This is a genomic window from Kitasatospora sp. NPDC032757 (assembly GCF_055579305.1).
Genome location: NZ_JBVINN010000009.1, coordinates 87,250 through 113,897 on the forward strand (window position 1 = coordinate 87,250; position 26,648 = coordinate 113,897).

The 26,648-nt window shown below is 74.1% G+C and carries 16 protein-coding genes; 4 read left to right on the forward strand and 12 right to left on the reverse strand.

Going from position 1 to position 26,648, the window contains the following annotated elements; translation table 11 throughout:
- Positions 1-53 precede the first annotated feature (53 nt).
- The 5 genes from ACZ5WK_RS14155 to ACZ5WK_RS14175 form a co-directional block, all read right to left on the reverse strand.
- Positions 54-6,497, reverse strand: coding sequence for an amino acid adenylation domain-containing protein (locus tag ACZ5WK_RS14155; protein WP_465547600.1), 6,444 nt, complete (start codon positions 6,495-6,497; stop codon positions 54-56).
- Entirely contained in the window at positions 6,484-7,530 is a 1,047-nt protein-coding gene (locus ACZ5WK_RS14160; RefSeq protein WP_465547601.1) for a TauD/TfdA family dioxygenase, read from the reverse strand. Before ACZ5WK_RS14160 ends, ACZ5WK_RS14155 begins: the two co-directional genes overlap by 14 nt.
- A gap of 228 nt (positions 7,531-7,758) precedes the next feature.
- Positions 7,759-11,082, reverse strand: coding sequence for an amino acid adenylation domain-containing protein (locus tag ACZ5WK_RS14165; protein WP_465547602.1), 3,324 nt, complete (start codon positions 11,080-11,082; stop codon positions 7,759-7,761).
- Entirely contained in the window at positions 11,079-12,932 is a 1,854-nt protein-coding gene (locus tag ACZ5WK_RS14170; RefSeq protein ID WP_465547603.1) for an amino acid adenylation domain-containing protein, read from the reverse strand. Before ACZ5WK_RS14170 ends, ACZ5WK_RS14165 begins: the two co-directional genes overlap by 4 nt.
- Complete coding sequence (locus ACZ5WK_RS14175; RefSeq protein WP_465547604.1) at positions 12,929-13,150, reverse strand: MbtH family protein; 222 nt, start codon at positions 13,148-13,150, stop codon at positions 12,929-12,931. The genes ACZ5WK_RS14170 and ACZ5WK_RS14175 overlap by 4 nt, the downstream gene beginning before the upstream one ends.
- Before the next feature lie 489 nt (positions 13,151-13,639).
- On the opposite strand from ACZ5WK_RS14175, the gene ACZ5WK_RS14180 reads away from it, so the two are divergent.
- The 3 genes from ACZ5WK_RS14180 to ACZ5WK_RS14190 all read left to right on the forward strand — a co-directional run bounded on the left by ACZ5WK_RS14180 (position 13,640) and on the right by ACZ5WK_RS14190 (position 19,854).
- Positions 13,640-16,591 (forward strand): type 2 lanthipeptide synthetase LanM family protein, encoded by a 2,952-nt coding sequence (locus tag ACZ5WK_RS14180; RefSeq protein ID WP_465547605.1) that lies wholly within the window; start codon positions 13,640-13,642, stop codon positions 16,589-16,591.
- 42 nt (positions 16,592-16,633) lie between these two features.
- Entirely contained in the window at positions 16,634-16,837 is a 204-nt protein-coding gene (locus ACZ5WK_RS14185) for a hypothetical protein (RefSeq protein WP_405363419.1), read from the forward strand.
- A 110-nt stretch (positions 16,838-16,947) separates the two neighbouring features.
- Complete coding sequence (locus tag ACZ5WK_RS14190; RefSeq protein WP_465547606.1) at positions 16,948-19,854, forward strand: helix-turn-helix transcriptional regulator; 2,907 nt, start codon at positions 16,948-16,950, stop codon at positions 19,852-19,854.
- A 73-nt stretch (positions 19,855-19,927) separates the two neighbouring features.
- On the opposite strand, the gene sbnB is transcribed toward ACZ5WK_RS14190, so the two are convergent.
- From sbnB to ACZ5WK_RS14205, 3 genes are read right to left on the reverse strand one after another with little or no spacing between them, the layout of a single operon-like run.
- Entirely contained in the window at positions 19,928-20,941 is a 1,014-nt protein-coding gene (gene sbnB / locus ACZ5WK_RS14195; RefSeq protein WP_465547607.1) for a 2,3-diaminopropionate biosynthesis protein SbnB, read from the reverse strand.
- Positions 20,935-21,948, reverse strand: a complete 1,014-nt coding sequence (gene sbnA / locus ACZ5WK_RS14200; protein WP_465547608.1) for a 2,3-diaminopropionate biosynthesis protein SbnA — start codon at positions 21,946-21,948, stop codon at positions 20,935-20,937. The genes sbnB and sbnA overlap by 7 nt, the downstream gene beginning before the upstream one ends.
- A complete protein-coding gene (locus ACZ5WK_RS14205; RefSeq protein WP_465547609.1) occupies positions 21,941-22,096 on the reverse strand; it encodes a hypothetical protein in 156 nt (51 codons plus the stop codon). Before ACZ5WK_RS14205 ends, sbnA begins: the two co-directional genes overlap by 8 nt.
- Before the next feature lie 276 nt (positions 22,097-22,372).
- Here ACZ5WK_RS14205 and ACZ5WK_RS14210 point away from each other — a divergent pair, with 276 nt between their 5' ends.
- On the forward strand, positions 22,373-22,648 hold the full coding sequence (locus tag ACZ5WK_RS14210) for a hypothetical protein (protein WP_465547610.1): 276 nt from the start codon (positions 22,373-22,375) through the stop codon (positions 22,646-22,648).
- 121 nt (positions 22,649-22,769) lie between these two features.
- Here ACZ5WK_RS14210 and ACZ5WK_RS14215 read toward each other — a convergent pair whose 3' ends face one another.
- From ACZ5WK_RS14215 to ACZ5WK_RS14230, 4 genes are all read right to left on the reverse strand, one after another.
- Entirely contained in the window at positions 22,770-23,723 is a 954-nt protein-coding gene (locus ACZ5WK_RS14215; protein ID WP_465547611.1) for an ornithine carbamoyltransferase, read from the reverse strand.
- Between the two features lie 34 nt (positions 23,724-23,757).
- Positions 23,758-25,059 (reverse strand): diaminobutyrate--2-oxoglutarate transaminase, encoded by a 1,302-nt coding sequence (ectB, locus tag ACZ5WK_RS14220; RefSeq protein WP_465547612.1) that lies wholly within the window; start codon positions 25,057-25,059, stop codon positions 23,758-23,760.
- Positions 25,060-25,267: 208 nt separating this feature from the next.
- Complete coding sequence (locus ACZ5WK_RS14225) at positions 25,268-25,906, reverse strand: helix-turn-helix transcriptional regulator (protein ID WP_465547613.1); 639 nt, start codon at positions 25,904-25,906, stop codon at positions 25,268-25,270.
- Entirely contained in the window at positions 25,903-26,523 is a 621-nt protein-coding gene (locus tag ACZ5WK_RS14230) for a helix-turn-helix transcriptional regulator (RefSeq protein ID WP_465547614.1), read from the reverse strand. The genes ACZ5WK_RS14225 and ACZ5WK_RS14230 overlap by 4 nt, the downstream gene beginning before the upstream one ends.
- Between the last annotated feature and the right edge of the window lie 125 nt (positions 26,524-26,648).

The following is a 26,648-nucleotide window of genomic DNA, read 5'->3' on the forward strand; positions in this document are numbered from 1 at the left end:
GGTGACGAGCGGGGCTCGACGCGGTCCGGCGCGGGGTCAGGCGGTCCCGGTCATCACGCACCCTCCTCGGAGAGCAGCCCGGCGACCTCGTCGTCGGTCAGCTCGGCGATGTCGTCCTCGACGGCCTTGGACACCGCCTGCCCGAGGGCGGCCACGGTGGTGGCCTCGAACAGCCGGCGCAGCGGGAGCTCGACCGCGAACGCCGTCCGGATCCCCGCCAGGACCCGGGTGGCCAGCAGCGAGTTGCCGCCGAGGGCGAAGAAGTCGTCCAGCACCCCGATCCGCTCCACGCCGAGCAGCTCGCTCCAGATGCCGGCCAGCGCCTCCTCGACGGGGTCGCGGGGCGCCTGGTACTCCCGCCCGCCGGCCGCCCCGGCCGACACCGGATCCGGCAGCGCCTTGCGGTCGACCTTGCCGCTCGGCGTCAGCGGCAGGTCCACCAGCGTCACCCACAGCGACGGGATCATATACTCCGGCAGCAACTCCCGGAGGTGAGAGCGGAGTTCGCCGATGCCCGGTACGGTGTCGCCGGGTCGGGCCACCAGGTAGGCAGCCAGCCGGCGGTCCCCGGGCAGTGGTTCGACGGCGATGACGACCGCCTCCTGCACCGCGGGGTGTGCGGCCAGCGCCGCCTCGATCTCACCGAGCTCGATCCGCAGCCCGCGCACCTTGACCTGACGGTCGATCCGCCCGAGGAACTCGATCGCGCCGTCCGGCCGTCGGCGGACCAGGTCACCGGTGCGGTAGAGCCGCTCCCCCGGTTCGACGGCCAGCGGGTCCGGCACGAAGCGATCGGCGGTCAGGGCGGCCCGGCGGTGGTAGCCACGGGCCAGCCGCACCCCGCCCAGGCAGAGTTCGCCGGCGATCCCGACCGGCACCGGCCGCAGGTCGGCGTCCAAGACGTGGGCCCGGGTGCCGGCGACCGGCCGTCCGATCGGCAGGGCGGCGGACTGCTGCCCGGGCGGCCGGGTGTCGCCCACCGGGTGCAGCAGGCAGGTGACGGTCGCCTCGGTCGGCCCGTAGTTGCACAGGAACCGCCCGGGAAGGCCGCTGTCCGCCCAGCGCTCGGCGTCGGCCACGGTGACCACGTCGCTGCCGACGTTCATCAGCTTCAGCGAGGTCAACCGGCCGAGCTCGGGTGACTCCAGCATCGCCCGGTAGTAGGCGGGGGTGATCTCGACGATCGTCACTTCGTGCTCGGCCAGTCGGGCCGGCAGTTCGGCGGGCGTCCAGAAGACCGGGTCGCCGACCACGACGGTCGCGCCGGCCACCAGGGTCGCCGCGATCTGGTCCATGGCGACGTCGAAGGTGAGGGCGGACAGCAGGACCACCCGCTCGCCCGGCGCGATGCCGTAGGCGTCCGCGATCACCCGGCAGTGCTGGGCGTAGGACCGGTGCTCGATCATCACCCCCTTGGGACGGCCGGTGGAGCCCGAGGTGTAGATGACATAGGCGAGGTTGCCGGGACCGGCCTGCGCGGGCAGGTCGGCCGAGGAGCCCTGCCCCGCGGCCGCCTCCTCCTTGTCCAGCACCAGCAGCCGCCCACCGCCGCCGCCGAGCCGGTCGGCGAACTCGGTGGAGGTGACCACGACCTCGGCGCCGGCGTCGGCGAGCATGAATTCCAGGCGCTGCGCCGGATGCCTCGGGTCGAAGGGGACGTAGACCCCGCCCGCCTTGAGCACCGCCAGCAGCACCACGACCGCCTCCGGGCTGCGCTCCAGGCACGAGCCGACGACCGTCTCCGGTCCGACCCCCAGCGCGCGCAGCCGGCGGGCGAACCGGTTGGCCCGCGCGTTCAGCTCCGCGTAGCTGATCCGCTGGTCCCCGAAGACCACCGCGATCGCGTCCGGCGTCAGCCGGACCTGGTGCTCGATCAGCTGGGGCACGCACAGCCCGTGCTGCTCGGCAGGGTCGAGCGCGGCCAGCCGTTCCCCGTCCGGGTCGGGCCAGACGGTGAGCAGGTCGTGCCGCTCGGGGGCGGTGAGCATCGCGAGGGCGCTCAGCCGTGCGTCCGGGGCATCCACGATGCTGCGCAGCAGGGTCAGGTAGTGTCCGGCCAGCCGCTCGACGGTGGCCCGGTCGAACAGCGCCGTGGCGTACTCGAACCAGCAGCGCAGCCGCCCGTCGCCGTGCTGGGTGACGCTCACCGTCAGGTCGAACTTGGCCACGGCCGGGCCGGTCTCGATGCTCTCCACGGCCGCCCCGCCGAGCGCGGTCAGGTCGCCCTCCTGGTGCTGGAGCTCGAACATGACCTGGAACAGCGGGTTGCGCGAGAGGTCGCGGTCCGGCTTCAGCGCGTCGACCAGGTGCTCGAACGGCACGTCCTGGTGGCTGAACGCCTCCGCGGACACCCGGTGCACCTGCTCGAGGAACTCACCGAACACCGGGTCGCCCGCCAGATCGGTGCGGATCACCAGACTGTTGGTGAAGAAGCCGACCAGCTCCTCGGTCTCCGGCCTGGTCCGCCCGGCCACCGGGGTGCCGACCGCGACGTCGTCGAGACCGGTGTAGCGGCCGAGCAGCACCTGGAACGCGGCCAGCATCAGCACGAACGGTGTCACACCGCGCCGGCGTGCCAGCTCCGCGACCTCCCGGCCCAGCGCCTGCGGCAATTCGACGTCGAACAGGTCGCCGCGTGCGTCGCGGACGGCGGAGCGCAGCCGGTCGGTCGGCAGCTCCAGCGGCTCCAGTCCGGCCAGCCGCTCACGCCAGTAGTCGAGCTGCCCGGCCGTCTCGCCGGCGGACTGCTGACCCCGCTGCCAGGCGGCGAAGTCCACGTACTGGACGGCTTGCGGGCGCAGCGGTGACGGCTCGCCGGCGGCGAGCGCGCGGTAGGCCTGGTCCAGGTCGCGCAGGTAGGGGCCCATCGACCAGGCGTCGCAAGCGATGTGGTGCAAAGTCAGCACCATCAGGTGCTCCTCGGGCCCGGTCCGGACCACCGTGACCCGCAGCGGCCACTCGGCCGCCAGGTCGAAGGCCCGGCCGGCGGCCTGGGCCAGCAGTCGCAGCGCCCGCTCCTCGGGCTGCGGCGTACCGCTGAGGTCGACCAGCTCGAAGGGGACCGGTCCCGCAGGGTCGATCACCTGCCGCGGCTTGCCGTCGTCGGCGAGGTAGCGGGTCCGCAGCACCTCGTGCCGAGCGACGGTGGCGTCCACCGCCAGCCGCAGCGCCTCGGCGTCCAACGGGCCGCGCAGGCGCACCGCCAGCGGGACGAGGTACTCGTCGCTCCCTGGCTCCAGCTGGTCGAGGAACCACATGCGCTGCTGGCCGAAGGAGAGCGGCAGCTCCCCGGTGCGCGGCACCGGCCGCACGCCCGGCCCGTCACCCTCGGAGCTGGCGGCGTCGATCCGGGCGGCCAGCGCGGCGACGGTGCGGGCGCTGAACAGCTCGCCGACCGTCAGCTTGATGCCGAAGTCCCGGCGCAGCCGCAGGACCAGCCGGATGGCCACCAGGGAGTGGCCGCCGAGCGCGAAGAAGTCGTCCTCGGCGCCGACTTGCCGCACTTCGAGGACCTCGGCCATCAGCGCGGCGACTGCGGCCTCCGCCGGGGTGCGCGGGGCGGTCCACCGCCCGCCCGCCGGCCGGTCCCGCTCCTCGGGTGAGGGCAGCCGCTGCCGGTCCACCTTGCCGCTGGGGGTCAGCGGCATCGTGTCCAGGAGCAGCACGACCGAGGGCACCATCGCCTCCGGCAGCCGGGCCGCGAGGTGGGCGCGGATCTCGTCCGTTCCGGCCGGCTCGCCGTCCTCGTCGCCGTCCGCGAGTACGACGTGGGCGAGCAGTTCGAGGTCGCCCGCCGTCGAGCGGCGGGTGGTCACCGCGGCGGCGGTGACCGAGGGGTGCGCGGTCAGCACGGCCTCGATCTCACCCGGTTCGATCCGCACCCCGCGCACCTTGACCTGCTCGTCGACGCGGGCGACGAACTCCAGCGCGCCGTCCTCACGGCGGCGCACCAGGTCGCCGGTGCGGTACCAACGTTCGCCGGGTCCGGCCGCGAACGGGTTGGGGGCGAACCGCTCGGCGGTCAGCGCGCCCTGGCCCAGGTATCCGCGCGCCAGGCCGATCCCGCCCACGCACAGCTCGCCGGGGACGCCGACCGGCACCAGGGCGTCGTCGCGGTCCACCACATAGGTCCGCACGCCGGTCAGCGGGTGGCCGATCGGCACGATGCCCTCGCCCCCGCCGCCCTCGTAGCGCCAGGCGGTGGAGTCGATGGCGCACTCGGTGGGGCCGTAGGTGTTGAACACCTCGACGTCGACCACCGCGCGCAGCCGCTCGCAGAGTTCGGCCGGCAGCGGCTCGCCGGCCGAGCACACCAGCCGCAGCGAGGCGCAGCCGGCCAGTTCGGGCTCGGCCAGCAGCAGCCGCAGCACCGAGGGCACCAACTGCAGGACGGTGACGCCGTGTTCGGCGACCGCCCGGATCATCACGGTCGGGTCCCGGTGTGCCTCCTGGGGGGCCATCACCACGGTGGCGCCGCAGACCAGCGGCGAGAGGAACTCCCACATCGCCGCGTCGAAGCCGATCGTGGTCTTCTGCAGTAGCCGGTCGCCGGCGCCGAGCCCGTACCGTTCGACCGACCAGAGCACCCGGTTGCGGATCGCGGTATGCGGAATCAGCACCCCCTTGGGCCGGCCCGTCGAGCCGGAGGTGTACATCACGTAGGCCCCGTCGGTGTCCTGGACGGAGGGCAGTCCGGCATCGGGGGCCGGGGCGTCGCCCGTCAGCCAGGCGTCGTCCGGCGTCACCACCCGCAGGTCGGCCGGCAGCCGCTCCCGCAGCGACTCCTCGGTCAGCACGACCTCGACGTCGGCGTCAGCGACCATGTACGCCAGCCGGTCGACGGGGTACTCGGGCGCCAGCGGGACGTACACACCGCCCGCCGTCAGCACCGCGAGCAGCGCCGTGACCAGGTCCGTGCCGCGGTGCAGCGCCACCCCGACCGGCGTCTCACGGGTGACCCCCCGGGTGCGCAGGTGGAGCGCCAGGCGCCGTACTCGGTCCGCGAGTTCGGCGTAGCCGAGCTCCTGGTCCCCGGACACCACCGCCACCGCGTCCGGGGTCGCCCGGGCCTGGGCGCGGAAGAGCTCGGGGAGCGAGAGTTCCGGCGACGCGGCGTCGGTGCGGTTCCACCCCTCGAACTGCCCCAGCTCGGCCTCGGCGAGGAGTTCCAGCCGGTGTACGGGGGCGTCCGGCCGGTCGGCGATGTCGCCCAGCAGCCGCAGCAGGTGCTCGGCCATCCGCGCGATCCGGGGGAGCTTGAACAGGGAGGTCGGGTAGATCAGCCGGCCGTTCACCGAGCCGTCGGGGCGCTCGGTGAGGTGCAGGGAGAGGTCGAAGGCGGAACTGGGAGTCGCCGTTTCGTCCGCGGTGACCTCGAGCCCCGTCAGCTGGAACGGTTGCGGCGCGACGGTGTGCAGGGCGAAGCCCACCTGGAACACCGGGTTGCGGGAGAGGTCCCGCTCCGGCGCGAGGTCGGCGACCACCCGCTCGAACGGCACGTCCAGGTGCTCGTGGGCGTCCAGGACCGTCTCGCGGACCTGCGCCAGCAGAGTGGTGAAGGACGGGCCGCCGGACAGGTCCGCGCGCAGCACCACGGTGTTGAGGAACATGCCGATCAGCTGTTCGAGAGCGGCCGGCTCGCGGCGGGACACCGACACCCCGACGGCCACGTCCTGCTGCCCCGAGTGGCGGGCCAGCAGCACCTGGAAGGCGGCCAGGTAGAGCATGAAGGGCGTCGCGCCGCGGTGCCGGCCGAGCTCGGCCAGGCGCAGGGCCAGCTCGCGCGGCACGGTGAAGGTCAGGTCGGCCCCGGTCGACACCCACTGGTCCGGTCGCCGGTGGTCGGTGGAGAGTTCCAGCGGTTCCAGTCCGGCCAGCCGCGCGCGCCAGTAGGAGCGCTGGCGCTCGATCACCTCGCCGGCCGTCTCCCAACGGTCGCGCTCCCACTGGGCGAAGTCCGCGTACTGCAGCGTCGACGGCTCCAGCCGGGACGGCCGGTCCGAGCGGAACGCCTCGTACAAGTCCTGCAGTTCGCGGGCGAGCACGGACCAGGACCAGCCGTCGAAGGCGATGTGGTGGACGGTGACCAGCAGGGCCGCGTCGTCCGGCCCGAGCTGCACCAGCGTCAGCCGCCAGGGTGCCTGTGTGCGCAGGTCGATCGGGGTCGTCAGTTCGGCGTGGCCCAGCTCGCGCAGGCGTGCGTCCCGGTCGGCGGCCGGCAGCTCGCGCAGGTCGACCGGGCGCGGCTCCACCGGCGCGTGTTCGTCGACGATCTGGACCCCGGCGCCGTCCACGGTGCCGTAGCGGGTGCGCAGAATCTCGTGCCGCGCGGAGATCTGCGAGAGCGCGGCCGACAGCGCGCGGGGGTCCAGCGGGCCGCGCAGCCGCAGCGTCTGGTTCGACAGGTACTCGGTCGAGGCGCCGGACCGGAGTTGGTCGACGAACCAGAGCTGCTCCTGGGCGAAGGACAGGGAGTATCCCGCCTCATCGGTTCCCATCGGAGGCCTCCCCGAGCGCGTCGGAGCGGTGGCCGCCGACGGCCGCAGCCGACCAGGGCTCGGCCATGGCCACCGCGATCTTGCGTGGACCGGTGAACGGCTCACGGCCGTGGGCCGCCAGCATGTTGTCCACCACCAGCACGTCGCCGAGCTGCCAGTCGAAGCGACGCTGCTCGGCGCGGTAGCACGCGCGCAGGTGCGCCACGACCTCGTCCGGGATGGGCGCGCCGTCGCCGTAGTAGGTGTTGGTCGGCAGATCCTCCTCGTCGTACATCTCCCGCAGCCCGGCGCACACGTCGGCGGCCAGCGTGCTCACGTGGAAGAAGGCGAGGTGGTTGAACCAGACGGTCTCGCCGGTGACCGGGTGCCGGTGCACTGCCTGGCGCCGGGCGAGGGTGCGCAGGCCGTTCTCGCCGGTCCACTGCGGCTCGATGCCGTTGCGGGCGCAGTACCGCTTCACCTCGGCACGGTCGTCGGTGTTGAACGCCTGCTGCCAGGGCACCCCGAAGCCGTCGGTGAAGTTGCGCACGACCATCCAGCCGCGGGCGGCGAACTCCTCGCGCACCGCGGGGTCGATCGACCGGTGGATGCGGCGGGTGTCGGCGAGCGGCGTCGCGCCGCGCGTGTCCGGCGGGCGCACGCAGGAAAAGAACAGCGTGAGCGGCCAGTCGGCCTGGTAGGAGTTCTCGTTGTGCAGGAAGATCTCCTCGGCGGGCGGGTAGTCCGTGGAGGTGTACACCTGCCCCTTGATCGTGCTGCGGGGCGAGGAGCGCTCGGCATAGGCCAGCGGTTCCCCGGACACCGCCCGGACCACGCCCGCGAACCCGTCCACCCCGCCCACCTCGAATCCGCGCAGCAGGACCGCCCCGTGCTCCAGGAGCCGTCGGCGGATCAGCGGACGGGCGGCGGGCAGGACGTCGGACACCGGTGTGCCCGGCGCGTCCGCCGCCAGGACGAACGGGAGCGCGGACTGCGTGGTGGGCTCCCGTTGGTGATCCGCAGGGGCGGACGGGGCGGATGGATGCGCGGTCATCGGATACCTCCATGGAGATCCCTGGCCTCGGCCGAGGGAGGAGACGGATCCCTGCGGAACGGGGCAGGGAGAGGTGGTCCACGGGCAGGCCGGGCCGCGTGGTGGCGGCGTCGACGAAGGCGGTGAACGCCGTGGTCGGCTCGCGTGGAGGACGACCGCGCAGACCGAACCGGCAGGCGGTTGCGCGCGGATGCCGTCCAGCGCGCTGACCATCGCCCGTCGGGTGTCCTACCGGCGCAGCCGGCGGGTGCCCGGCAGGGGGAGCGCGACTGCAGCGGACAGCTCGGGGTAGCCGGGCAGCGCGGCGGCCAGTTCGGCCACCGTCGAATGGTCGAAGAGCGCCCGTACCGGCACCTCCCGGCCGGTCGTCCCGCGCAGCCGCAGGGTGATCCGGCTGGCCAGCAGGGAGTGGCCGCCGAGGTCGAAGAAGTTGTCGTGCGCGCCGACCCGTTCCACTCCGAGGACCTCACGCCAAGCGCTCGCCACCGTCCGCTCGCCTTCGCTGCGGGGATCGACGAACTCCTGTGCCCCGCCGTCCGGTTCGACCAGCGGCAGCAGCCGGCGGTCGAGCTTGCCGTTCGGGGTCAGCGGGAGCCCGGCAAGGGTGGCCCAGGCGCTGGGGACCATGTGGTCGGGCAGCAGGCGGCGCATCCAGGCTCGCAGGTCGGCGGGATCCGGGACGGCGTCGGGGTCGGCGGGCACGAGGTGGGCGGTGAGCCGCTCCTGGCCGGGATCGCCCTGGACGGCGGCCGCGGCGTCGGCGACCAGTGGGTGTTCCCGCAACGCGGTCTCGACCTCGCCGAGTTCGATCCGGTGCCCGTGCAGCTTGACCTGGTGGTCGCTGCGGCCCAGGTAGGTGACGGTGCCGTCGGGGTTGCGCCGGGCCAGGTCCCCGGTGAGGTAGAGCCGACGGCCGGGGTGGCGGGGGTCGGGGTCGGGAACGAAGCGCTCGGCGGTCAGCGCAGGGCGTCCCAGGTAACCGCGGGCCAGCTGGACGCCGGCCAGGGCGAGCTGACCCGGGACGTTCAGCGGTTGCGGCGCGAAGTCGCGGTCCAGCACGTGGACCCGGGTGTTGGCGACCGGGGTGCCGATGGTGACGTGCTCGCCGGGCGGGCACGCGGTGGCCGTGACGTCGATGGAGGCCTCGGTCGGGCCGTAGAGGTTGTGCAGCTGGACGCGGCCGGTGGCGGGGTGCCGGTGGAAGGCGGCGGCGAGGTCGTCGGGCAGCGCCTCGCCGCTGCACAGCACCAGGCGCAAGGGCCCCAGCGGGGTGCCAGGGGGCAGCGCGGTCAGGAACGCCCGGAGCATGGCGGGGACGAAGTGCAGGGCGGTGATCTCGTGACGGCTGATGGTCCGGGCGAGGTACTCGGGGTCGCCATGGCCGTCGGGCCGGGCCACGACCAGGGTCGCGCCGGTCGTCAGCGGCCAGAACAGCTCCCAGACGGAGACGTCGAAGCTGTACGGCGTCTTGTGCAGGACGTGGTCGGTGCCGGTGAGCCCGTAGGTGTCCTGCATCCAGCGCAGCCGGTTCACGATGCCCTCGTGGGGGGTGACCACGGCCTTGGGCCGGCCGGTCGAGCCCGAGGTGTAGATGACGTAGGCCGGGTGCAGCGGGTCCACCCGGGTAGTCGCCCCGGCCCCCGCGGGGGTCTCCGCGGTGGCGGCCTCCTCGTCGACCAGCAGGACCTGGGCCCGGTGCGGCGGCAGGGTCGCGGCGAGCTCCGCGGTACTCAGCACCACCGGGGCCGCGGAGTCGTCCAGCATGTAGCCCAGGCGCTGGGCGGGGTAGCCGGGATCCAGCGGCAGGTAGGCGCCACCCGCCTTGAGCACGGCCAGCAGCGCCACCGGCAGCTCCAGGCCGCGGTGCAGGCAGACGGCCACCACGGTCTCCGGCCCCACCCCGGCGGCCCGCAGCCGCCGCGCCAGCTGCTCGGCACGGGCGTCCAACTCGCGGTATTCGAGCTGCTGTTCCTCGAACCGCACGGCCACGGCCGCCGGGGTGCGGGCGGCCTGCCGCGCGACAAGGTCGTGCAGCACCTCGCCCTGCGGGTACACCACCGAGGTCTCGTTCCACCCCTCCAGCAGGCCGCGCTCGCGCTGCGAGAGCAGCGAAGTCCCCGTCACGACGGCCTTCGGATCGCGGGCGGCCACGCCCAGCAGCGTGGTGAAGTGCTCGGCCAGCACCGCCATGCTCTCCCGTTCGAAGAGCTCCGTGGCGTACTCGACCACGCCTGACAGCGAACCGTCGGACTGCTGGGTGAGTTGCAGCATCAGGTCGAACTTGGCGCTGTGCCAGGGCGTCGTCAGCGCAGTGGCCCGCACCCCGGCCCCACTGAACTCCGCGGCGGTGTCCGAGTCGTGCAGCGAGAACATGGTCTGGAACAGCGGGTTGCGGGACAGGTCGCGCGCAGGTGCCAGCTCGTCCACCAGCCGCTCGAACGGCACGTCCTGGTGCGCGTACGCCCCCAGTGCCGTCTCCCGGACCCGGCCGACGACCTCCTCGAAGGTCGGCTCGCCGGACAGGTCGGTGCGCAGCACCAGGGTGTTGACGAAGAAGCCCAGCAGGTCCCGCACTTCGGCCCGGGCGCGGCCGGCGACCGGGGTGCCCACGGTGACGTCGGTGCGGCCGGCGTGCTGGGACAGCAGCAGCTGGAACGCGGCCAGCAGCACCATGAACGGTGTCGCGCCCCGGGACCGCCCCCAGGCGATCAGCGGCTCGGCGATCTCGGCCGGCACGGTGAACGACAGGGTGGCGCCGGCCGGGTCGAAGGCCGCCGGTCGGGGCCGGTCGGTGGCCAGCTCCAGCGCGGTCGATCCAGCCAACTTCTCCCGCCAGTAATCCAGTTGGCCGGAGAGTGCGGTGCCGGAGTGCGCCTCGCGCTGCCATGCGGCGAAGTCCGCGTACTGCACCGGGAGTTCCGGCAGCGGATCGGCCCGGCCATCGGCGAACGCCGGGTAGAGCGCGCCGAGTTCGGCGGCCAGCACGCCGATGGACCAGCCGTCGAAGGCGATGTGGTGCACCATCAGGACCAGCGCGTGGTGCTCCGCGGTGAACCGGCCCAGCCGGACCCGCAGCGGGCCCCGGCCGCCGAGGTCGAACGGCGTGCGGGCCTGGCGCTCCACGAGTTCGTCCAGCCGGGTTGCCCGGGCGTCGGCGGGAAGCTCGCCGAGGTTCACCGTCTCGAAGTCCAACTCGTCTTCAGGAAGCACGAGTTGACTCACCTCGTCGCCGACCGCCAGATAGCGGGTGCGCAGCACCTCGTGCCGCGCCACGACCTGCGCCAGCGCGGCGCGCAGCGCCGCCACGTCCAGCGGTCCGCGCAGCTCCCACCCGACCGGCACCACGTACTCGGTGGTGCCTGGGCGCAGGCTCTCCACCAGCCAGATCCGCTGCTGGGCGGACGACAGCGGCAGCGGCCGGTCCCGCGGCACCCGGGGGATGGTGTCGGAGGTCCGGGCGCTGCGGCCGCCCGCGCGCAGCAGGCTCTCGATCAGGGCCTGCCGCTGGTCGGCGGGGCTTTCCGAAGCGGGACCGGTCAGGGGTGTGCTCATCCCTCACGCTCCTGAGACAACATGGACTCCACCTCTGTGTCGGACAGCTGCGCGACATGCTCGGCGATCGCGCGATGGACCTCCTCGGTGAGCAACGCGACGGTGGGTGCGCTGAACACCACGTTCACGGGGAGGTCGACGGGGAACCGCTCCTGGAGCAGCACGGCGGCCTGGGTGGCCAGCAGGGAGTTTCCGCCCAGCCCGAAGAAGTCGTCGTGCACGCCGATCGCGGCCACCTTGAGCAGTTCGGTCCAGACCTCGGCGACGGCCTGCTCGAGGGGTGTGCGCGGGGCGAGCCCCGGGCCGTCACCGCCGGCCACCGGCGCCGGGAGCGCCGAGCGGTCCAGCTTGCCGTTGGGCGTCAGCGGGAACTCCGTCAGCCGCACCCAGGCGGTGGGGACCAGGAAGTCCGGCAACCGTTCGCGCAGATAGTCCTGCAGCTGCCCGTCGGCCGCCGGGCCGAGGGTGTCCGACAGCACGTAGCCGACCAGCTGCTTGTCCCCGTTCGGGGTCGTCCGGACGGCGGCCGCGGCCCCTCGCACTTCGGGGTGATTGCCCAACACGACCTCGATCTCGCCGAGTTCCACGCGGTGGCCGAGGATCTTGACCTGCTGGTCGCGCCGGCCGAGGTAGTGCAGCACGCCGTCGGCGTCCCGGCTGGCCAGGTCCCCGGTCCGGTACAGCCGGGCACCGGGCGCGGTGCCGAACGGGTCGGGGACGAAGCGCTCGGCGGTGAGGGCCGGCCGGCCGAGGTAGCCGCGGGCGACCCCCGGGCCGCCGATCAGCAGCTCCCCGGCCACCCCGGCCGGCGTCTCCTGGTACGCCTCGTCCACCACGTACGTGTCGGTGCGGACGATGCCGCCGCCGATGGGGATGTTCCCCCGGGTCTCGGCGACGGTGACGCCGCGCCGGGCGCAGCTGAACGTCGTGCACTCGGTCGGCCCGTAGGCGTTGACGACCTCCACGCCCAACTCGAGCACCGTCCGCACCTCGGCGGGCGGTGGCGTGTCGCCGCCCACCAGCACCTGGCGCACCCCCGCCAGCGCACCGGGGCGGGTGCGCACCACGTGCTGGAACAGCCCGGCGGCCATGAACAGCACGGTGACACCGTGGCGCCGCACCGCCTGCTCGATCGAGGCCGCGGTCGGCACGCCCTGCGGGAGCACGGCCACCCTGGCGCCGTTGCACAGCGCGCCCCACAGCTCGAAGGTCGAGGCGTCGAAGGACAGCGGGGCGAGCATCAGCATCACCTGCCCCGGGTCGAGGTCCGCGTAGTCGGCCTCGTGGACCAGCCGCATGATGTTGCGATGGGTGACCTCGACCCCCTTGGGGCGGCCCGTGGACCCGGAGGTGTACATCACGTACGCCAGGTCGTCGGGCCGGGCCCCGGCCGCCGGCGTACTGGTGGGAAGCTCGGACGCGGCCGACCAGTCCCGGTCCATCAGGACGGTGTCCAGGCCCGGGGCGCCGGCGAACCGGTCGGCGAACTCCGGCTGGACCAGCAGCAACCGGGTGCCGGAGTCGGCGAGCATGAACTCCAACCGCTCGGCCGGGTAGTCCGGGTCCAGCGGCAGGTAGTGGCCGCCCGCCTTGAGCACGCCCAGCAGCGCGACCAGCACCTCCAGGTCCCGTTGCGCGCACACTGCCACCGCGGCGCCGGGCCGCACGCCGCGCCCGCGCAACAGGTGGGCCACCTGGCCGGCCCTGGCGTCCAGCTCGGCGTAGGTCAGCCGCCGGCCGCCGCACTCCAGGGCCACGGCCTCCGGCGCGTCGTTCGCCCGCTCCGCGAACCGATCGTGCACGCACTGCCCGGGCAGCGGCGGCGCGGCGCGGCCAGCCTGGGTGCTCATGCGGGCCGGCTCTCCTGCTCCATGCGCCGGCGCAGGCTGAGCGGACGCATGTCCGTCCAGATCGAGTCGATGTGGTCCAGGCACGCCTGCCGGGGACCCTCGGTGCCCTCCCGGTGCCAACCCAGCGGGACCTCCCGGTCCGCGAGCCAGATCGAGTACTGCTCCTCGTCGTTCCGGACCACGAGATAGGTGCGCCCGTCGGTGTCCTCGTCAGCCATTCCGCTCTCCTCCCGCTCGGCCGGCGCCTGCCTTCCGGCGCCCTGGTGAAAGCCTGTCTCGCAGCGGTCCGGCCGCCATAGGGAAGAACCGGCCGAGGATCACGCAGTCGGCCCGCGGCAAGGACTGCCAGTCCTTCTCTACTACGCACCGTCACAGGCGCAGCATGCTGCCCGCATGCCGACTCGGCGACGGATGCCGTGTGGCCGGCCCTGAGTGCGGATGGTCAACGGAAGTCAGGAGGCGCTCGGGCCGCGAAGGCGCAGAGGGCCGTGAGTGCCGCGTGGACCTCCCGTCCGATCTTGGCGTAATGCCCGGGCGGGCTGCCGTGGTCGGGGCGGAATCCGGACTCCTCCTCGTACCCGGCACCGATGCCGGCGCCTCCGGGGACGAGGTGCGCCGGATACCCTCAACGCCGTCCCCCGGTAGGGTAATTCCGGCTGGTTCCCATCTCTTGCGCCGCCACCGGGCGGACTGACAGGCTCTGCGCCGTGATCGGTGACAGTACGCTCGCAGCAGGGGAGGCGACCGCCCCGTCCCGGTGGTCGCCGGCCCTCGCGCCGGCGCAGTCCCCGGGCCCGCAGCACCTCGACCCGGCCGAGTTCGTCGAGGCTGCTCTCGCCGCCGCACCCGGCGACCCGGTCCTGCCGTCCGGGCCGCTGCCCGGGACGGCCGGCTTCGCCGTCGTGCTCGCGCCGTTCGCCGGCCTGGCCGCGCGGCGGCTGCTCGCCGCGCTCGACCCGGCGGTCGGCCGGTCGGCCGAACTACCGCAGATTGTGGCGGAGTTCACCGCGAGGACGGCCGCCGCACTGGGCGGTCTGGCGGCCCGCGCGCTGGTGCTGGAGCTCCGGGTGGCCAGGGTGGAGGGGCGACTGGCGGGCGCGACCCCGCCGGCCAGGTTCCGCGACTTCGTCGCCACCACCGGCACCCGGGCCGGCCTGGCCCGGTTGTTCGCCGAGTACCCGGTGCTGGCCCTGCTGGTCGGCCGTTCCTGCGTGAACGCCGTCGCGGCCATGGCCGAACTGCTCACCCGGTACACCGCCGACCGCACCGAACTGGTCGCCCGGCTGCTGGCCGGACGCGACCCGGGGCCCTTGGCCGCCGTGGACCGGACCACCGGTGACGCGCACCGGGGCGGCCGACGGGTCGCCGTACTGGGCTTCGCCGACGGCAGCCGGCTCGTCTACAAGCCCCGCCCGCTCGCGGCCGACCACCACTTCGGCGAACTGGTCGACTGGTTCAACACCCGCCCCGGGACGCCCGTGTTGCGCACGCCCGCCCTGCTGACCCGTCCGGGATACGGCTGGTCGGAGTTCATCGAGGCCGGACCCTGCGCCTGCCCGGCCGAACTGGACCGGTTCTACCGGCGCCAGGGCGCGCTGCTCGCCATCGCCCACGTCCTCGACCTCACCGACCTGCACCACGAGAACCTGATCGCCTGCGGCGACCACCCGGTGCCGGTGGACGTCGAGACGCTCTTCCACCCGCCCTCGCCCGAGGACCCCGCCGCCGCCGACCCGGCGGGCCGTGCGCTGGACGAGTCCGTCCAGCGGACCGGCCTGTTGCCCCAACTGATGCTCGGGGACGAGGCCGCGCTCGACCTCTCCGGCCTCGGAGGCGGCACCGACCACCGCTCGCCGCTGGAGGCGATCGGCTGGGAGGCCGCCGGCACCGACGAGATGCGGCTGGTGCGCCGGCCCGGCTCGGTCCCCGCCGGCGACAACCGCCCCCGGCTGGACGGCGCCGAAGCCGAGCCCGCCGCCCACGCCGAGGCGCTGGTGGCCGGCTTCCGCGCCGGCTACCACGCGATCCTGACGGACCGGCAGGAGCTGGCCGGCCTTCTGCGCCGCTTCGCCGACGACGAGGTCCGCGTGGTCACCCGGGCGACCCAGGTCTACGCGACGGTCCTCGTCGAGGCCACCCACCCCGACGTGCTGCGGGAGCCGGCCGACCGGGAGGCGCTGCTGCGACTGCTCGGTACGGACGCGGTGGACGACCGGGGCTGGCCGGGACTGCTCGACCACGAGGTCGCCGAACTGGGGGACGGCGACGTGCCGGTGTTCACCGCCCGGCCGGGCCGCGTCGACCTGTGGAGCGGCACCGGCACCCGCATCCCCGGCGCCCTCGACCGCCCCGGACTGGCCCGGGTGACGGACCGCCTCGCGGCGATGGACGAGGCCGGCCTCGCCGGGCAGGAGCGGATCATCCGGGCGTCGCTGGCCTGCCGTGCCGCGAAAGCGGCCCATCCCGCCGCCGTGCCCGGCCCGCGCGCCGCCGAACCGGGCGAACCGCCCGCTCCGGGGCGGGTGCTCGGCGCCGCCCGGGAGCTCGGCGACCTGCTGGTCGGGCGGGCCCACCGGGGGCGGGGGCGGGCTAACTGGCTGGGCGTGGAACCGCTCGGCGAGCGGTACCGCAGGCTGGGGCCCTGCGGTGCCGACCTGGGGCACGGGTACACGGGCGTCGCACTGTTCCTCGCCCAACTGGCCGCGGTCACCGGCGCGGACCGCTACGCCGGCACGGCGCTGGCCGCTCTGCAGCCGGTGCCGGAGCTGCTCGAACGGCTCGCCGCGCTCCCGGACGAGGACCTCGCCGCGGTCGGCTCGGGCGGCTTCACCGGGCTCGGCGGCATCCTGTACGCACTCACCGGCGTGGCAGCCGCCCTGGACGACGCCGGGGTGCGCGCCCTGATCGATCCGGCGGCCGCCCTGACCGTCCGGGCCGCCGGGGTCGAGCAGCCGACCGGTGTGCTCGACGGCACGGCGGGCGGCCTGGTCGCGCTGCTGGCCGCGCACCGCGTGAGTCCGTCGGCCGAGCTCCGGCGCGGCGCGGGCGCCTGCGCCGACCGGCTCGCCGCCGCGCCCGTCCCGGCGGCGCCGGGCTTCGCCACCGGCGCCGCCGGGGTGGGCTGGGCGCTGCTCGGCTTCGCCGCCGCCGGGGGCGGCGAGCGGTACCGCCGGACGGGACTGGCCGCCCTGCGTTCGGCCGTGGCCGCGCTGCCGTCCACCGGGGTGGACCTCTCCTGGTGCACGGGCTCGGCCGGGGTGGCGCTGGCGGTCGCCGACCGGGCCGAGGCGATGGCGGACCCCGGGCTCGCCGAGACCGTCGCCGAGGTGGTCGGACGTCTCGCCGGCACCGGACCGTTACCTGATCACAGCCTGTGTCACGGCGAGTGGGGCGCACTGGAGTTGCTGCACCGGACGCCTGACCGTTCGGCGCTGCGGGACCGGGCCGCCGGTGCGGCCCGGCGCGGCCCCCGCCGCGCCGCCCGGGCCGGGACCGCGTCGCCCGGACTGCTCACCGGCCTGGCCGGCTGCGGCCACGGCCTGCTGCGGCTCGGCTTCCCCGACCGCGTCCCGTCGGCCCTGCTGCTGCGGGAGCCGACACCTGAACCGCCGTCGGCCCGACTCGCGTCCCGGGCCGCGGTCACCTCCGAGACCATCTGACGCCGACCTCCGAGATCGTCTGCAGTGGAAAGGAAACCGTTCATGAACACCACCGACCTCCTGCCGCGCCGGAAGCAGCCCACCAGCGGATCCGGCGCCACCGGCGACCACCCGGCGGGTGAGATCCGGCTGCGGAGCGGCGGCGGACTCGGCCGTCGGTCCCGGCTGCTGCGCGAGGCCTCGGCGTTCCGCAGCACCAGTCAGTGGACCACCATCAGCCAGCCGGTCACCGACGAGCACCACTGACCGTTTCGAGGTGGTTCCGGCCGGTCGCCCGGTGGGCGCGTGCAAGGAGCGTGGTTATCTTCCTCTAGAGATCACTATTCATCACAAGTCCTGCACAGTAGCCTGCGAACGTGCGCAACACTTCCCCGACGACCATCGGCCGTGAGATCGAACTCGGCCTGCTCCGGCGCGCCCTGACCGATCTTCAGCACAACGCGGGCCACGCGGTCTTCCTCTCGGGGGAGGCGGGGATCGGCAAGTCCCGGCTGGCGGGGGACTGTGCCGGGCGGGCCGAGTCGCTGGGCCTGCCCGTGCTGCGCGGACGCGGCAGCCCGACCAGTGCCGGGATCCCCTACCGCCCGCTCACCGAGGCGTTGAACTCTCGCTTCCGGGTCGTCGGTGTCCCCGACGACCCGGAGCTGGAGCCCTACCGTCCGGCCCTGGGCCGGGTGATCCCGGAGTGGCGGCACACCGCCGTGCCCGGCTACCCCGAGAGCGCGGTCGAGCTGGCCGAGGCGATGCTGCGGCTGCTGGTCGTCATCGGCCGGGACGGCGGCTGCCTGCTCGTCCTGGAGGACCTGCACGAGGCCGACTCGGACACCATCGCCGTGGTGGACTACCTGGTCGACAACCTGGCGGGACTGCCGGTCCTCCTGGTGGCCACGCTGCGGCCCGAACCGGGGACCGCCCTGGAGCTGGCCCGGGGCGGCGAGCGCCGCCGGGTCGCCTCGGTGGCCGTCCTGGAGCCGCTCGGCATGTCCCAGATCGGCGCGCTCGCCGCCGGCTGCCTGGAGCTGCGGGCCGAGCAGGTGCCCGCCGCCGTGGTCGACCGGCTGAACACCTTCAGCAACGGGATCCCCTACCTCGTCGAGGAGTTGCTCGCCGAGATGGTCACCTCCGGGGCGCTGCGCCAGGACGGCGGCGACTGGCGGGTCACCGGTGACCTGGCGGCCGCCGTTCCGGCCAACGTGATCAGCGGCCTGCGCCACCGGCTGGAGCAGCTCGATCCCCAGGTGCGCGACCTGCTGCTGCTGGCCGCCACCCTCGGCACCGGCTTCTCGCTCGGCACGCTCAAGCTGATCACCGGCCACGGCACGCGGCTGCTGCTCGATCACCTGGCCGCGGCGGCCGCCTCGGGCTTCGTCGTCCCCGATCCCACCGCCGTCGACCAGTACGCCTTCCGGCACGCGCTCACGGCGGAGGCCCTGCTCGCCGGGCTGCCTCCGGCCGAGCGGGCCGTGATCGCCCTCCGGGCGGCCGAGGCGATCCTGGCGGCCGACCCGGCACTCTCCGACGGGCACTGCCAGCTGGTCGCGCACCTGCGGCAGTTGGGCGGCGACGGGCCGGGAGCGGCGCTGCTCTACGCCGAGGCCGGCCGCCGCACGCTCGCCGCGGGAGCCTCGACCACCGCCGTGCAACTGCTGGAGCGGGCCCATGAGCTGGCTGCGGCGACCGACCGCACCGACGTCGTCGAGTCGCTGGTCTACGCGCTGGCCGAGGCCGGGCAGCTGGACCGGGTGTTCGCCCTGGCCGAGTCGTTACCGGATGCCGGGGCCGACGCGCTGGACGTCGAGCGTCGCGTCGCCCTGCACACCAGGCTCGCCTGGGTGGCCGTGATCGCCGAGCGCGCCGCCGACACCCTGGCGCAGATCGCCGCGGCCCGTGCTCAGCTCGACGGCTCCGGCGATCCCCGCCAGACCGCCGCCCTCGACGTGGTCGAGGGCCACCTGGCGCTGCTGCCCGGCCACGGCGGGGCGACGGCGCAGACCGAGCGGCTGGCCCGGCAGGCGGCCGAGGTCGCCGAGCGCGAGAAGCTCCCCGTGGTGGCCTGCCAGGCGTGGCAGTTGCTGGCCCTTTTGGCCCGCGAACGCGGCTTCGACGAGGCGGACGCGTGCCTGGAGCGGATGCTCGCCGTCGCGGAGGCGCACACCCTGCCGGTCTGGCGGGTGGAGGCACTGCTGCGGCTCGGCGGGAACGCCTTCATGCGCACCGGTGACGCGCGTCGGATCCGGGAGGCCAGGGACGCCGCCCGCGACCTGGGGGCCCTCATCCTCGCCCAGCACGCGGAAGGCCTGCTGGCCATGGACGCCCTGCAGCGCGCCGACTTCCCGGCCGCCCGGGAGATCATCGACCGCTGCCTGGAGCCGAGTGCCAGGATGCGCAACCTCGGCATCCACCGCTACCTGCTGCTGGTGGCGGCAGCCCTCGCCGCCCACCAGGGCCGGCGGCGCCAGATGGAGCGGGAACTGCTCCGCTTCGAGCGCGCCGACGACTCCGCTTCCTTCCTCACGCCGGTCGTGCACGGCCTGTGCCGGGCCTTCTGCGCTCTCCTGGAGGAGAACCGCGCCCAGGCACTGGCCGAACTGGCCGCCGCGGCCGCCTGGGAGGACCGGCACCCCAATGTGTTCTACCTCAGCGGACGACACGGCCTCGGTCCGTTGCTCGCCGTCCTGGAGGGCACCGCCGACCGTGCGGCGTACGCGACGGTCCTGGCGGCACCGGCCTCCGCGCTGGCGTGGAACCGGCAGTTCCTCCTGCTCGCCGACGCCGTCCTGCTCGGACGCGAGGGCCGCGGCGGGCAGGCCGTCGCCCGGGTGGAGGTGGCGGTGCAGGCGGCCCGGGGGTTCCCGACTGCCCGGCACCTCGGGCTGCGCCTGGTCGCCGAGGCGGCCCTCGCCGACGGCTGGGGAGATCCCGTCGGCTGGCTGCGCACTGCCGAGGAGCACTTCCACGAGGCCGGCGTCCGTTCCGTCGCCGGTGCCTGCCGATCGCTGATCCGGCAGGCGGGCGTGTCGGTCGCACAGCGGCGCACCGGGCGGGAGTTGATCCCCGAGGCGCTGCGGGCGAGCGGGGTGACGCCGCGCCAGTACGACGTGTTCGTCCTGCTCGTGGAGCGCCTCGGGAACCAGGACATCGCCCAGCGGCTGTCGATATCGCCCCGCACGGTGGAGAAGCACATCGCCGGCCTGCTCCACAAGACCGGCAGTGCGGGCCGCGCGGAGCTGTGCCGCCTCGCCCGGGAGCTGTGCGGGGACTGACCGGCCCGCGGTGCCCGGTCTCCGGAGGTTCCGCGGGGGCGGGGTCTCCCTCGCCCCCGCGGACCTGCCGCTCCTACGCCCCGGGGGCGAGGAAGTCCGGGACATGGGTGCCGAGGCCCTGCTCCTGTGCCCGGTGGTGGACCAGGTCGGCGACGGCCAGGTCGAGGACGCCCAGGCCGAAGGGCGAGAAGACCGTGAGCGCCTTGGGGTCGCGGTGGCAGCGGCCGGCGGTGAGGACGGCACCGATGGAGTCGGCGATGAAGTCGCGGTGACCGGCCTGCTGTTCGGCCAGGTGCAACGAGGTGGCCTCGCGGCACACGTGGTCGCCGTCATCGACGACGTTGACGCTGGACAGGATGGTCTCCGGGGTGAGGTCGCGCAGGGACAGGTGGAGCAGCAGTGTCCCGGGCCGGCAGGGGGAGGGGTCCAGGTGCGGGGTGGACGCGGTGGTGGCGAGGGAGACCAGCGGGTGGGCCGCCAGGGCGTCCTCGATCCGCTCGGCGGTGGCGGTCTTGAGCCCGGGCAGCCGGGCCGCGCACCGCTCGGCGAAGGCCTTCGCGCGAGCCGGGTCGAGATCGAACAGGGTGACCTCGGCCAGGTCGGGCAGCAGGGCACGCAGGAAGGTGAGCACCTCGAAGTTGATCACGCCGCAGCCGATCAGCGTGACGCCGGTCTGCGGCTCCCGCGGCGCGAGCGTCACGGCAGCGAGCGCAGCGGAGGCCGCGGTGCGCCGGGCGGAGATCACCGAGCCCTCCAGCAGCACCTCGGGGTGGCCGGTGCGCATCGAGTTGAGGATGACGGCCGCCGAGGCGCGTTCCAGCCCGGAGGCCGGGTTGCCCGGGAAGGACGAGATCCACTTGATGCCGGCGACCGGCTTCCGGTCCCCGGGGTCCCCGGTGTCCCCGAGGTAGGCGGGCAGGGCGATGATCCGGTTGCGGGCCTCCTCGGGGAACCGCAGGAAGAGCGAGTGCGGAACGGCGGTCCGGCCGGCCGCGTGCAGCCGGTAGGCCCGGCTCACCGCCTCGACCACCTGGTGCTCCGCACCGTCCAGGACCTGCCGTACGTCTCGGGCTGTCAGGATCAGCATGCTGTCACCTCGGCCACCGGACTGTTCTCCCTCCACAGGTGGGTGACGTCACCGAAGTGCGACGTCACCCAGTCGTCGTTGTAGATCGTGTCGAGGTAGCGTTCGCCCCGGTCGGGGAGGATCACGGCGCAGGTCGCGCCGGGCCGGATCCGCTCGCTCATCCGCCGGACCGCGGCGAGCACCGCACCCGACGAGCCGCCGGCGAGGATCGCCTCACGGTTCGCCAGCCGCCGGCAGCTGACCACGCAGTCCAGATCGCTGACGTGCACCACTTCGTCCGCGAGGCCGTCCTGGTGGAGCGCCGGCCGGACGGCGGCGCCGTGGCCGGGGATGAGCCGGGGTGCGGGCCTTCGCCCGAAGATGACGCTGCCCTCGGCGTCGACGGCCACGAGCGTGACCGGGAGCTGCTGCTCCCGCGCGTACTCGGCGCAGCCGCGCAGTGTTCCGCACGAACTGGTCGCGCAGAACAGGTAGTCCAGGCTGCCGGGAACGGCCTCGCAGATCTCCCGCATCGTCGCGTGGTGCGAGCGCGGGTTGAGCGGGTTCGAGTACTGGTCCGGCCAGTAGGCGTGCTCGGTCCCGGCGAGGATCTCGCGCACCCGCCGGATCCGCACCGGCAGGTACTCGCCGGTGACCGGGTCGGTCCGGGTGACCACCTCGACCTCGGCGCCCAGCGCCCGCATGACGGCGATGTTCTGGCGGTTGGCGCGGGGGTCCACCACGCAGATGAAGCGGATCCCGAAGTATCCGCAGACCTGGGCGAGCCCGATGCCCAGGTTGCCCGAGCTGGACTCGACGACGACCGACCGTCCGGGAAGCAGCCGGCCGGACCGGATGCCCTCGCGCAACAGCTCCAGCGCGGAGCGGTCCTTGATGGAGCCGCCCGGGTTGTGCGCCTCCAGCTTGGCGAAGAGGCGGAAGCGGCCGGCCGGGTCGATCCTGGTCAGCTCGACCAGCGGCGTCCGGCCCACGGTCTGGAGCACGCCGGCCGGAACGGTGTCAGACATGCGCATGGGCCCCGCCGGTGAGACCGGCACCACGGGTGCCATCGGTCCGCCGGTCGGGTGGCGGTTCGCGGTCGGGGAGCCGGATCACATGCTGCTCCTCGTCGTCGACGACCTGGTACGTGCAGGTGTCGGTGGCTTCCTCGTCCACAACGGCCCTCCTGGCTCCGGGGTTGACACTGCGACGGGGCGAGCCTGCCGGGCGCCGGGGAACGGCGGCAAGAGACAAACGGGCAGCAGGAACAGCATGCGCACCCTGCCGCTGTGTCCTTGGCGGCCGGTGGATGTCACCGGCGCGGGCGTTCGGACGTTCGGGCGTCAGGCGTTCGGGGCGGACTCGGCGGCACCGCGAGGGAGCGGGCGGAGCGCGCCGAGGAGGACCATCCGGGCGGCCAGGACCCATCCCTTCCGGGCGGGCCGGCTCAAGGTGTGGCGCGAGCCCGCCCCGGCGGCCACCCTCGGCCACCGGCACCGGCCCCACCCGGGGCGGCTGCACCGGCCGGCCGGCGACGAACTCGCGGGCGGCGGGCACGACGTGGCCTCCGGGCAGCCCTTCCAGGACCACCTGGCGCGCCGGACCGAGCCGACCCCCGGCGGTCTGGAGGTCCACCGGGTCGGCGGCGACCACCTCGGGGTGCTGCAGCCGCCGCACGTCGCGGGGCTCGCCGAGGTCCTCGACCGGCTGACGGCGCAGACGGACTGATGGCCGGACCGAGAGGTCGGCTCCCCGCGGCCCGGTCCGCCGGTGGTCGTACCGCGCCGTCCGCGGACACGCCGAACCGGCCGCCCTCCCGTGGCTCCGGAGACGGCCCGTTCGGCCGGGCTCACTCCTGGCCGGCTCCGGCCGGGTCGGTGCCGACGCACCACTCCAGCACCGCGCGGGCGCTGTGGTACTTGTTCTCGGCCTGCTCGAAGGCGATCGAGGCGGGCCCGTCGAGCACCTCGGCGGTCACCTCGTCGCCGCGGTGCGCGGGCAGGTCGTGCATGAACAGCGCATCGGGAGTGGCGTCCATGACGGCCTTGTCCACCCGGAACGGCTCGAAGGCGATCCGCCAGTCGGGGTCGGGCTTCGTCGTGCCGGTGGTCTGCCATCGGGTGGTGTAGACCACGTCGACCTGGGGCAGGTCGGCCATGTCGTGCCGCTGCTCCACCAGCGCGCCGCTGCCCGCCGCGTACTCGGCGGCCCGGTCGAGGTAGCGCTGCTCGACCCCGTACCCGCCCGGAGTTCGCAGGTGCAGCTCCGTCCCGGGGTAACGGGACAGCGCCAACGTCAGCGCCGATGCGGTGTTGTTGCCCTCGCCGACATAGAGCACCCGCAGACCCTCGATCCGCCCGAACCGGCCGAGCAGCGTGGTGAGGTCGGTGAGCGCCTGGGTGGGGTGCTCGGCGGCGCTCATCGCGTTGATGACGGCCATCCGCCGTTGGGCGGCGAAGGCCCGCAGCTCGGCCTCGCTGCCAACGGTCCTGGCCACCAGGACGTCGAGCATCCGGGACAGCACCGCGGCGGTGTCCTCGACGGTCTCCCCGGTGTTCTCCTGCAGGTCGTCGGGGCCGTAAGAGATCAACCGGCCGCCCAGACGCAGCGTTCCGGCCGCGAAGGCGGTGCGGGTGCGGGTGGAGGTCTTGCGGAACAGGACGCCCACGACAGCGTCCTGCAGCGGGCGGGCGTCCTCGCAGCGACCGGCCGCGAAGTCGGCGCCCCGCTGCACGATGCGGTGCATCTCCTCGAAGCCGAGGTCGTCGATCGAGATCAGGTGGCGGTGTTGCGGACGGGACATTCCGTCCTCCTTTCTTGGCGGTACGTCAGGTCCGTCAGATCGTTCGCAGGCCCTGCAGCAGCACGTCGAGGCCGCGGTCGAGGAGCGCGAGGTCGACGGTCAGCGGTGGCAGCAGCTTGACCACCTCGTCGTCGCGGCCGCAGAGTTCGACGATCAGCCCCTGCTCGAAGGCGTGGCGCTGCAGCCGGTCGGCGCGCAGCGGGCCACCGGAGGCGCCGAGGTCGATGCCGAGCGCCATCCCGCATCCGCGCGTCACCAGGTCCTGCCCCAGCTCGTCCAGTTCGCCGCAGAACCGGTCCAGGCGTTCGATCGCGGCGGCGAGGTGGGTGTGGAAGGAGTCCTGTCGCCACAGCTCGCAGGCCGCGGTGGCGGCGACGAAGGCCAGTTGGTTGCCGCGGAAGGTCCCGGTGTGCTCACCGGGCTCCCAGGCGTCCAGCTCCCGCTTGAAGAGCACCATCGACAGCGGAAGCCCGTAGCCGCTGAGCGACTTGGACAGCGTCACCACGTCCGGGACGATCCCGGCGTGTTCGAAGCAGAAGAACCGGCCGGAGCGGCCGCAGCCCGACTGGATCTCGTCGAGGATCAGCAGGATCCCGTGCCGCTCGGTGAGTTCGCGCAGGGCCCGCAGCCATGCGCTGCTCGCCGGGTAGACACCGCCCTCCATCTGCATCGGCTCGAGGATCACCGCGGCCGGCAGGTCGACGCCCGAGGACCGGTCGGCGAGCAGCCGCTCCAGGTATCCGATCGAGTCGAACGGGCCCTGCGGACCGTCCTCGTAGGGGATGAACGTGACGTCCTGCCCGCTGACCCCGCCCGCCCGGCGGGCCCGGCGGCTGCCGGTCACCGCGAGCGAGCCGCGCGACATGCCGTGGTACGCGCCGGTGAACGCGACCACGCCGGTGCGGCCGGTGTGCTTGCGGGCGAGCTTGAGCGCGGCCTCCACGGCGTCGGTCCCGGTCGGGCCGGTGAACTGCGCCTTGTAGTCCAGCCCGCGGGGCCGCAGCACGGTGTCGGCGAAGGCGGTCAGGAACTCCCGCTTGGCCACGGTGTACATGTCCAGGCCGTGCGCGATGCCGTCGGCGGCGAGGTACCCGGCGACCCGGGCCTTGATGAAGTCGTTGTTGTGCCCGTAGTTGAGCGTCCCCGCGCCGCAGAAGAAGTCGGTGAACGTCCGGCCGTCCTCGGCGTGCAGCTCGACGCCCTTGGCCCGCTCGAAGACGGCCGGGAACTTGCGGCAGTACAGCCGGACCTCCGACTCCAGCTCCTCGAAGATCTTGAACTCGTGCTCCGGCAAAGACTCCTGGCCGGTGTTCGGGGTGTCCTCGGCGATGTCCATCGGGTCCTCTCGGCAGGGATCGAACCCGCGGGGGACCGCTCGGGGCGGGCGTCCGCGGGTGGAGGGAGGGCGGCCATGCCCGCCGGACGGACATGGGCAGGAGCAGCGTGCCGCCGGACCGCGGCACGGCGCCAGGGAACGAGTGGCAGGCTCGGCGCCGCGGCGCTGCGTGTTTGTCCCGGTCCGGCGTCCCGGGGCGGCCGGCCGGTCAGATCAACCCGGTCCGCACGGCGTGGGCCACCGCGTGGGACCTGTTGTGCACCTGCAGCTGGCCCATCAGCTCGTAGATCACGTTCTTGACGGTGTGCTTGGAGCAGGACAGCGTCCGGGCGATCGCCTCGTTGCCGTGCCCGTCCGCCATCAGCCGCAACACCTCGATCTGGCGGTCCGTCAGCGGCGGGGTGCCCGCGCGCCGGCCGGTGCCGGCCGGCTCCGGCGACCCGTTGAGCAGGCAGGCCAGCACCGGGTGGGAGAGCCGGCCCTCGCCGCGGTGGGCCGAGTGGACGGCCGCGGCCAGTCGCGTCGGCGTCGCCTCGGCGGAGAGCAGCATGGCCCGCGCGCCCGCCTTCAGCGCCCGCAGCACTCCGTGCCGGGACAGCACGTCGGCCACCACCACCAACAGCCGCTCGCCGCTGCCCGGAAGGGCGGGCCGGCAGGCTTCGATCGCGCCCTCCACGGTGTCGCCGACGGCCACCAGCACGTCCCGCGACGACGGCTCCGGCGCACGGACCGGACGGAGCCCCGCGACCGTCAGCTTGGCCTCCACCGCCGCTCGCGCCACCGCGTCGCTCGACCGCACCCGCACCCTGGGTCCCGCGGCGGGGAGGGCCGCCGTCGTCGCGGTCACAGCAGACCCGCCCGCAGTGCGAACGCCACCGCGTGTGCGCGGTTGCGCAGTCGGAACCGCCGGGTCACGTCGTACACGACGGTGGTCACGGTGCGGGACGAGTAGCACAGTTCACGCGCGATCTCCTCGGTCTCCCGGCCGTCGGCGACCAGCCGCAGGACCGCCTGCTCCCGCTCCGACAGCTCCCACCCGGCCGGCGCCGCCACCCCGCCCGAGCGGCGGGTGCCGCCCCCGTGCTCGAGGAGCCCGTCCAGCAGGTCCGGCGGGAGCGTGCAGTCGCCCGCGGCGGCCGCCACGACGGTCCACGCCAGCCGCTCCACGGTGGCCTCGGAGCGGCGCAGCAGTCCTCGGGTGCCGGCCGCGAACGCCTGGACCGCGTCGCCGGCCGCGAGCTCCGTCGCGACCAGCACGATCTCCCGGCGCTGGTCCGCCTCCCGGGACGCCCTCACCATGTCCATCACCTGCGGTGTCACCCGGTCCACCATGATGACCGTGACCTGTGCCGGCTCCCCGGGCGGCGCCACCGCGATGTCGCCGTGGTGCTGCAGGCTGGTCCGCGCACCGGCCTCCAGCACCGGGTCCTGCGCGACGATGCTGACTCTCACCGGTTCGCCCATCGGCTCCTCCTGGGGATCTGGCCCGTACCCGACAGGAAGAGATCATCGACCGGTGAGCGCCCGGCGGGCATCGGGTGAGGGCCCCCAGATTTCCCGACCCGGCCGCGGGCCGGACCGGCACCGAC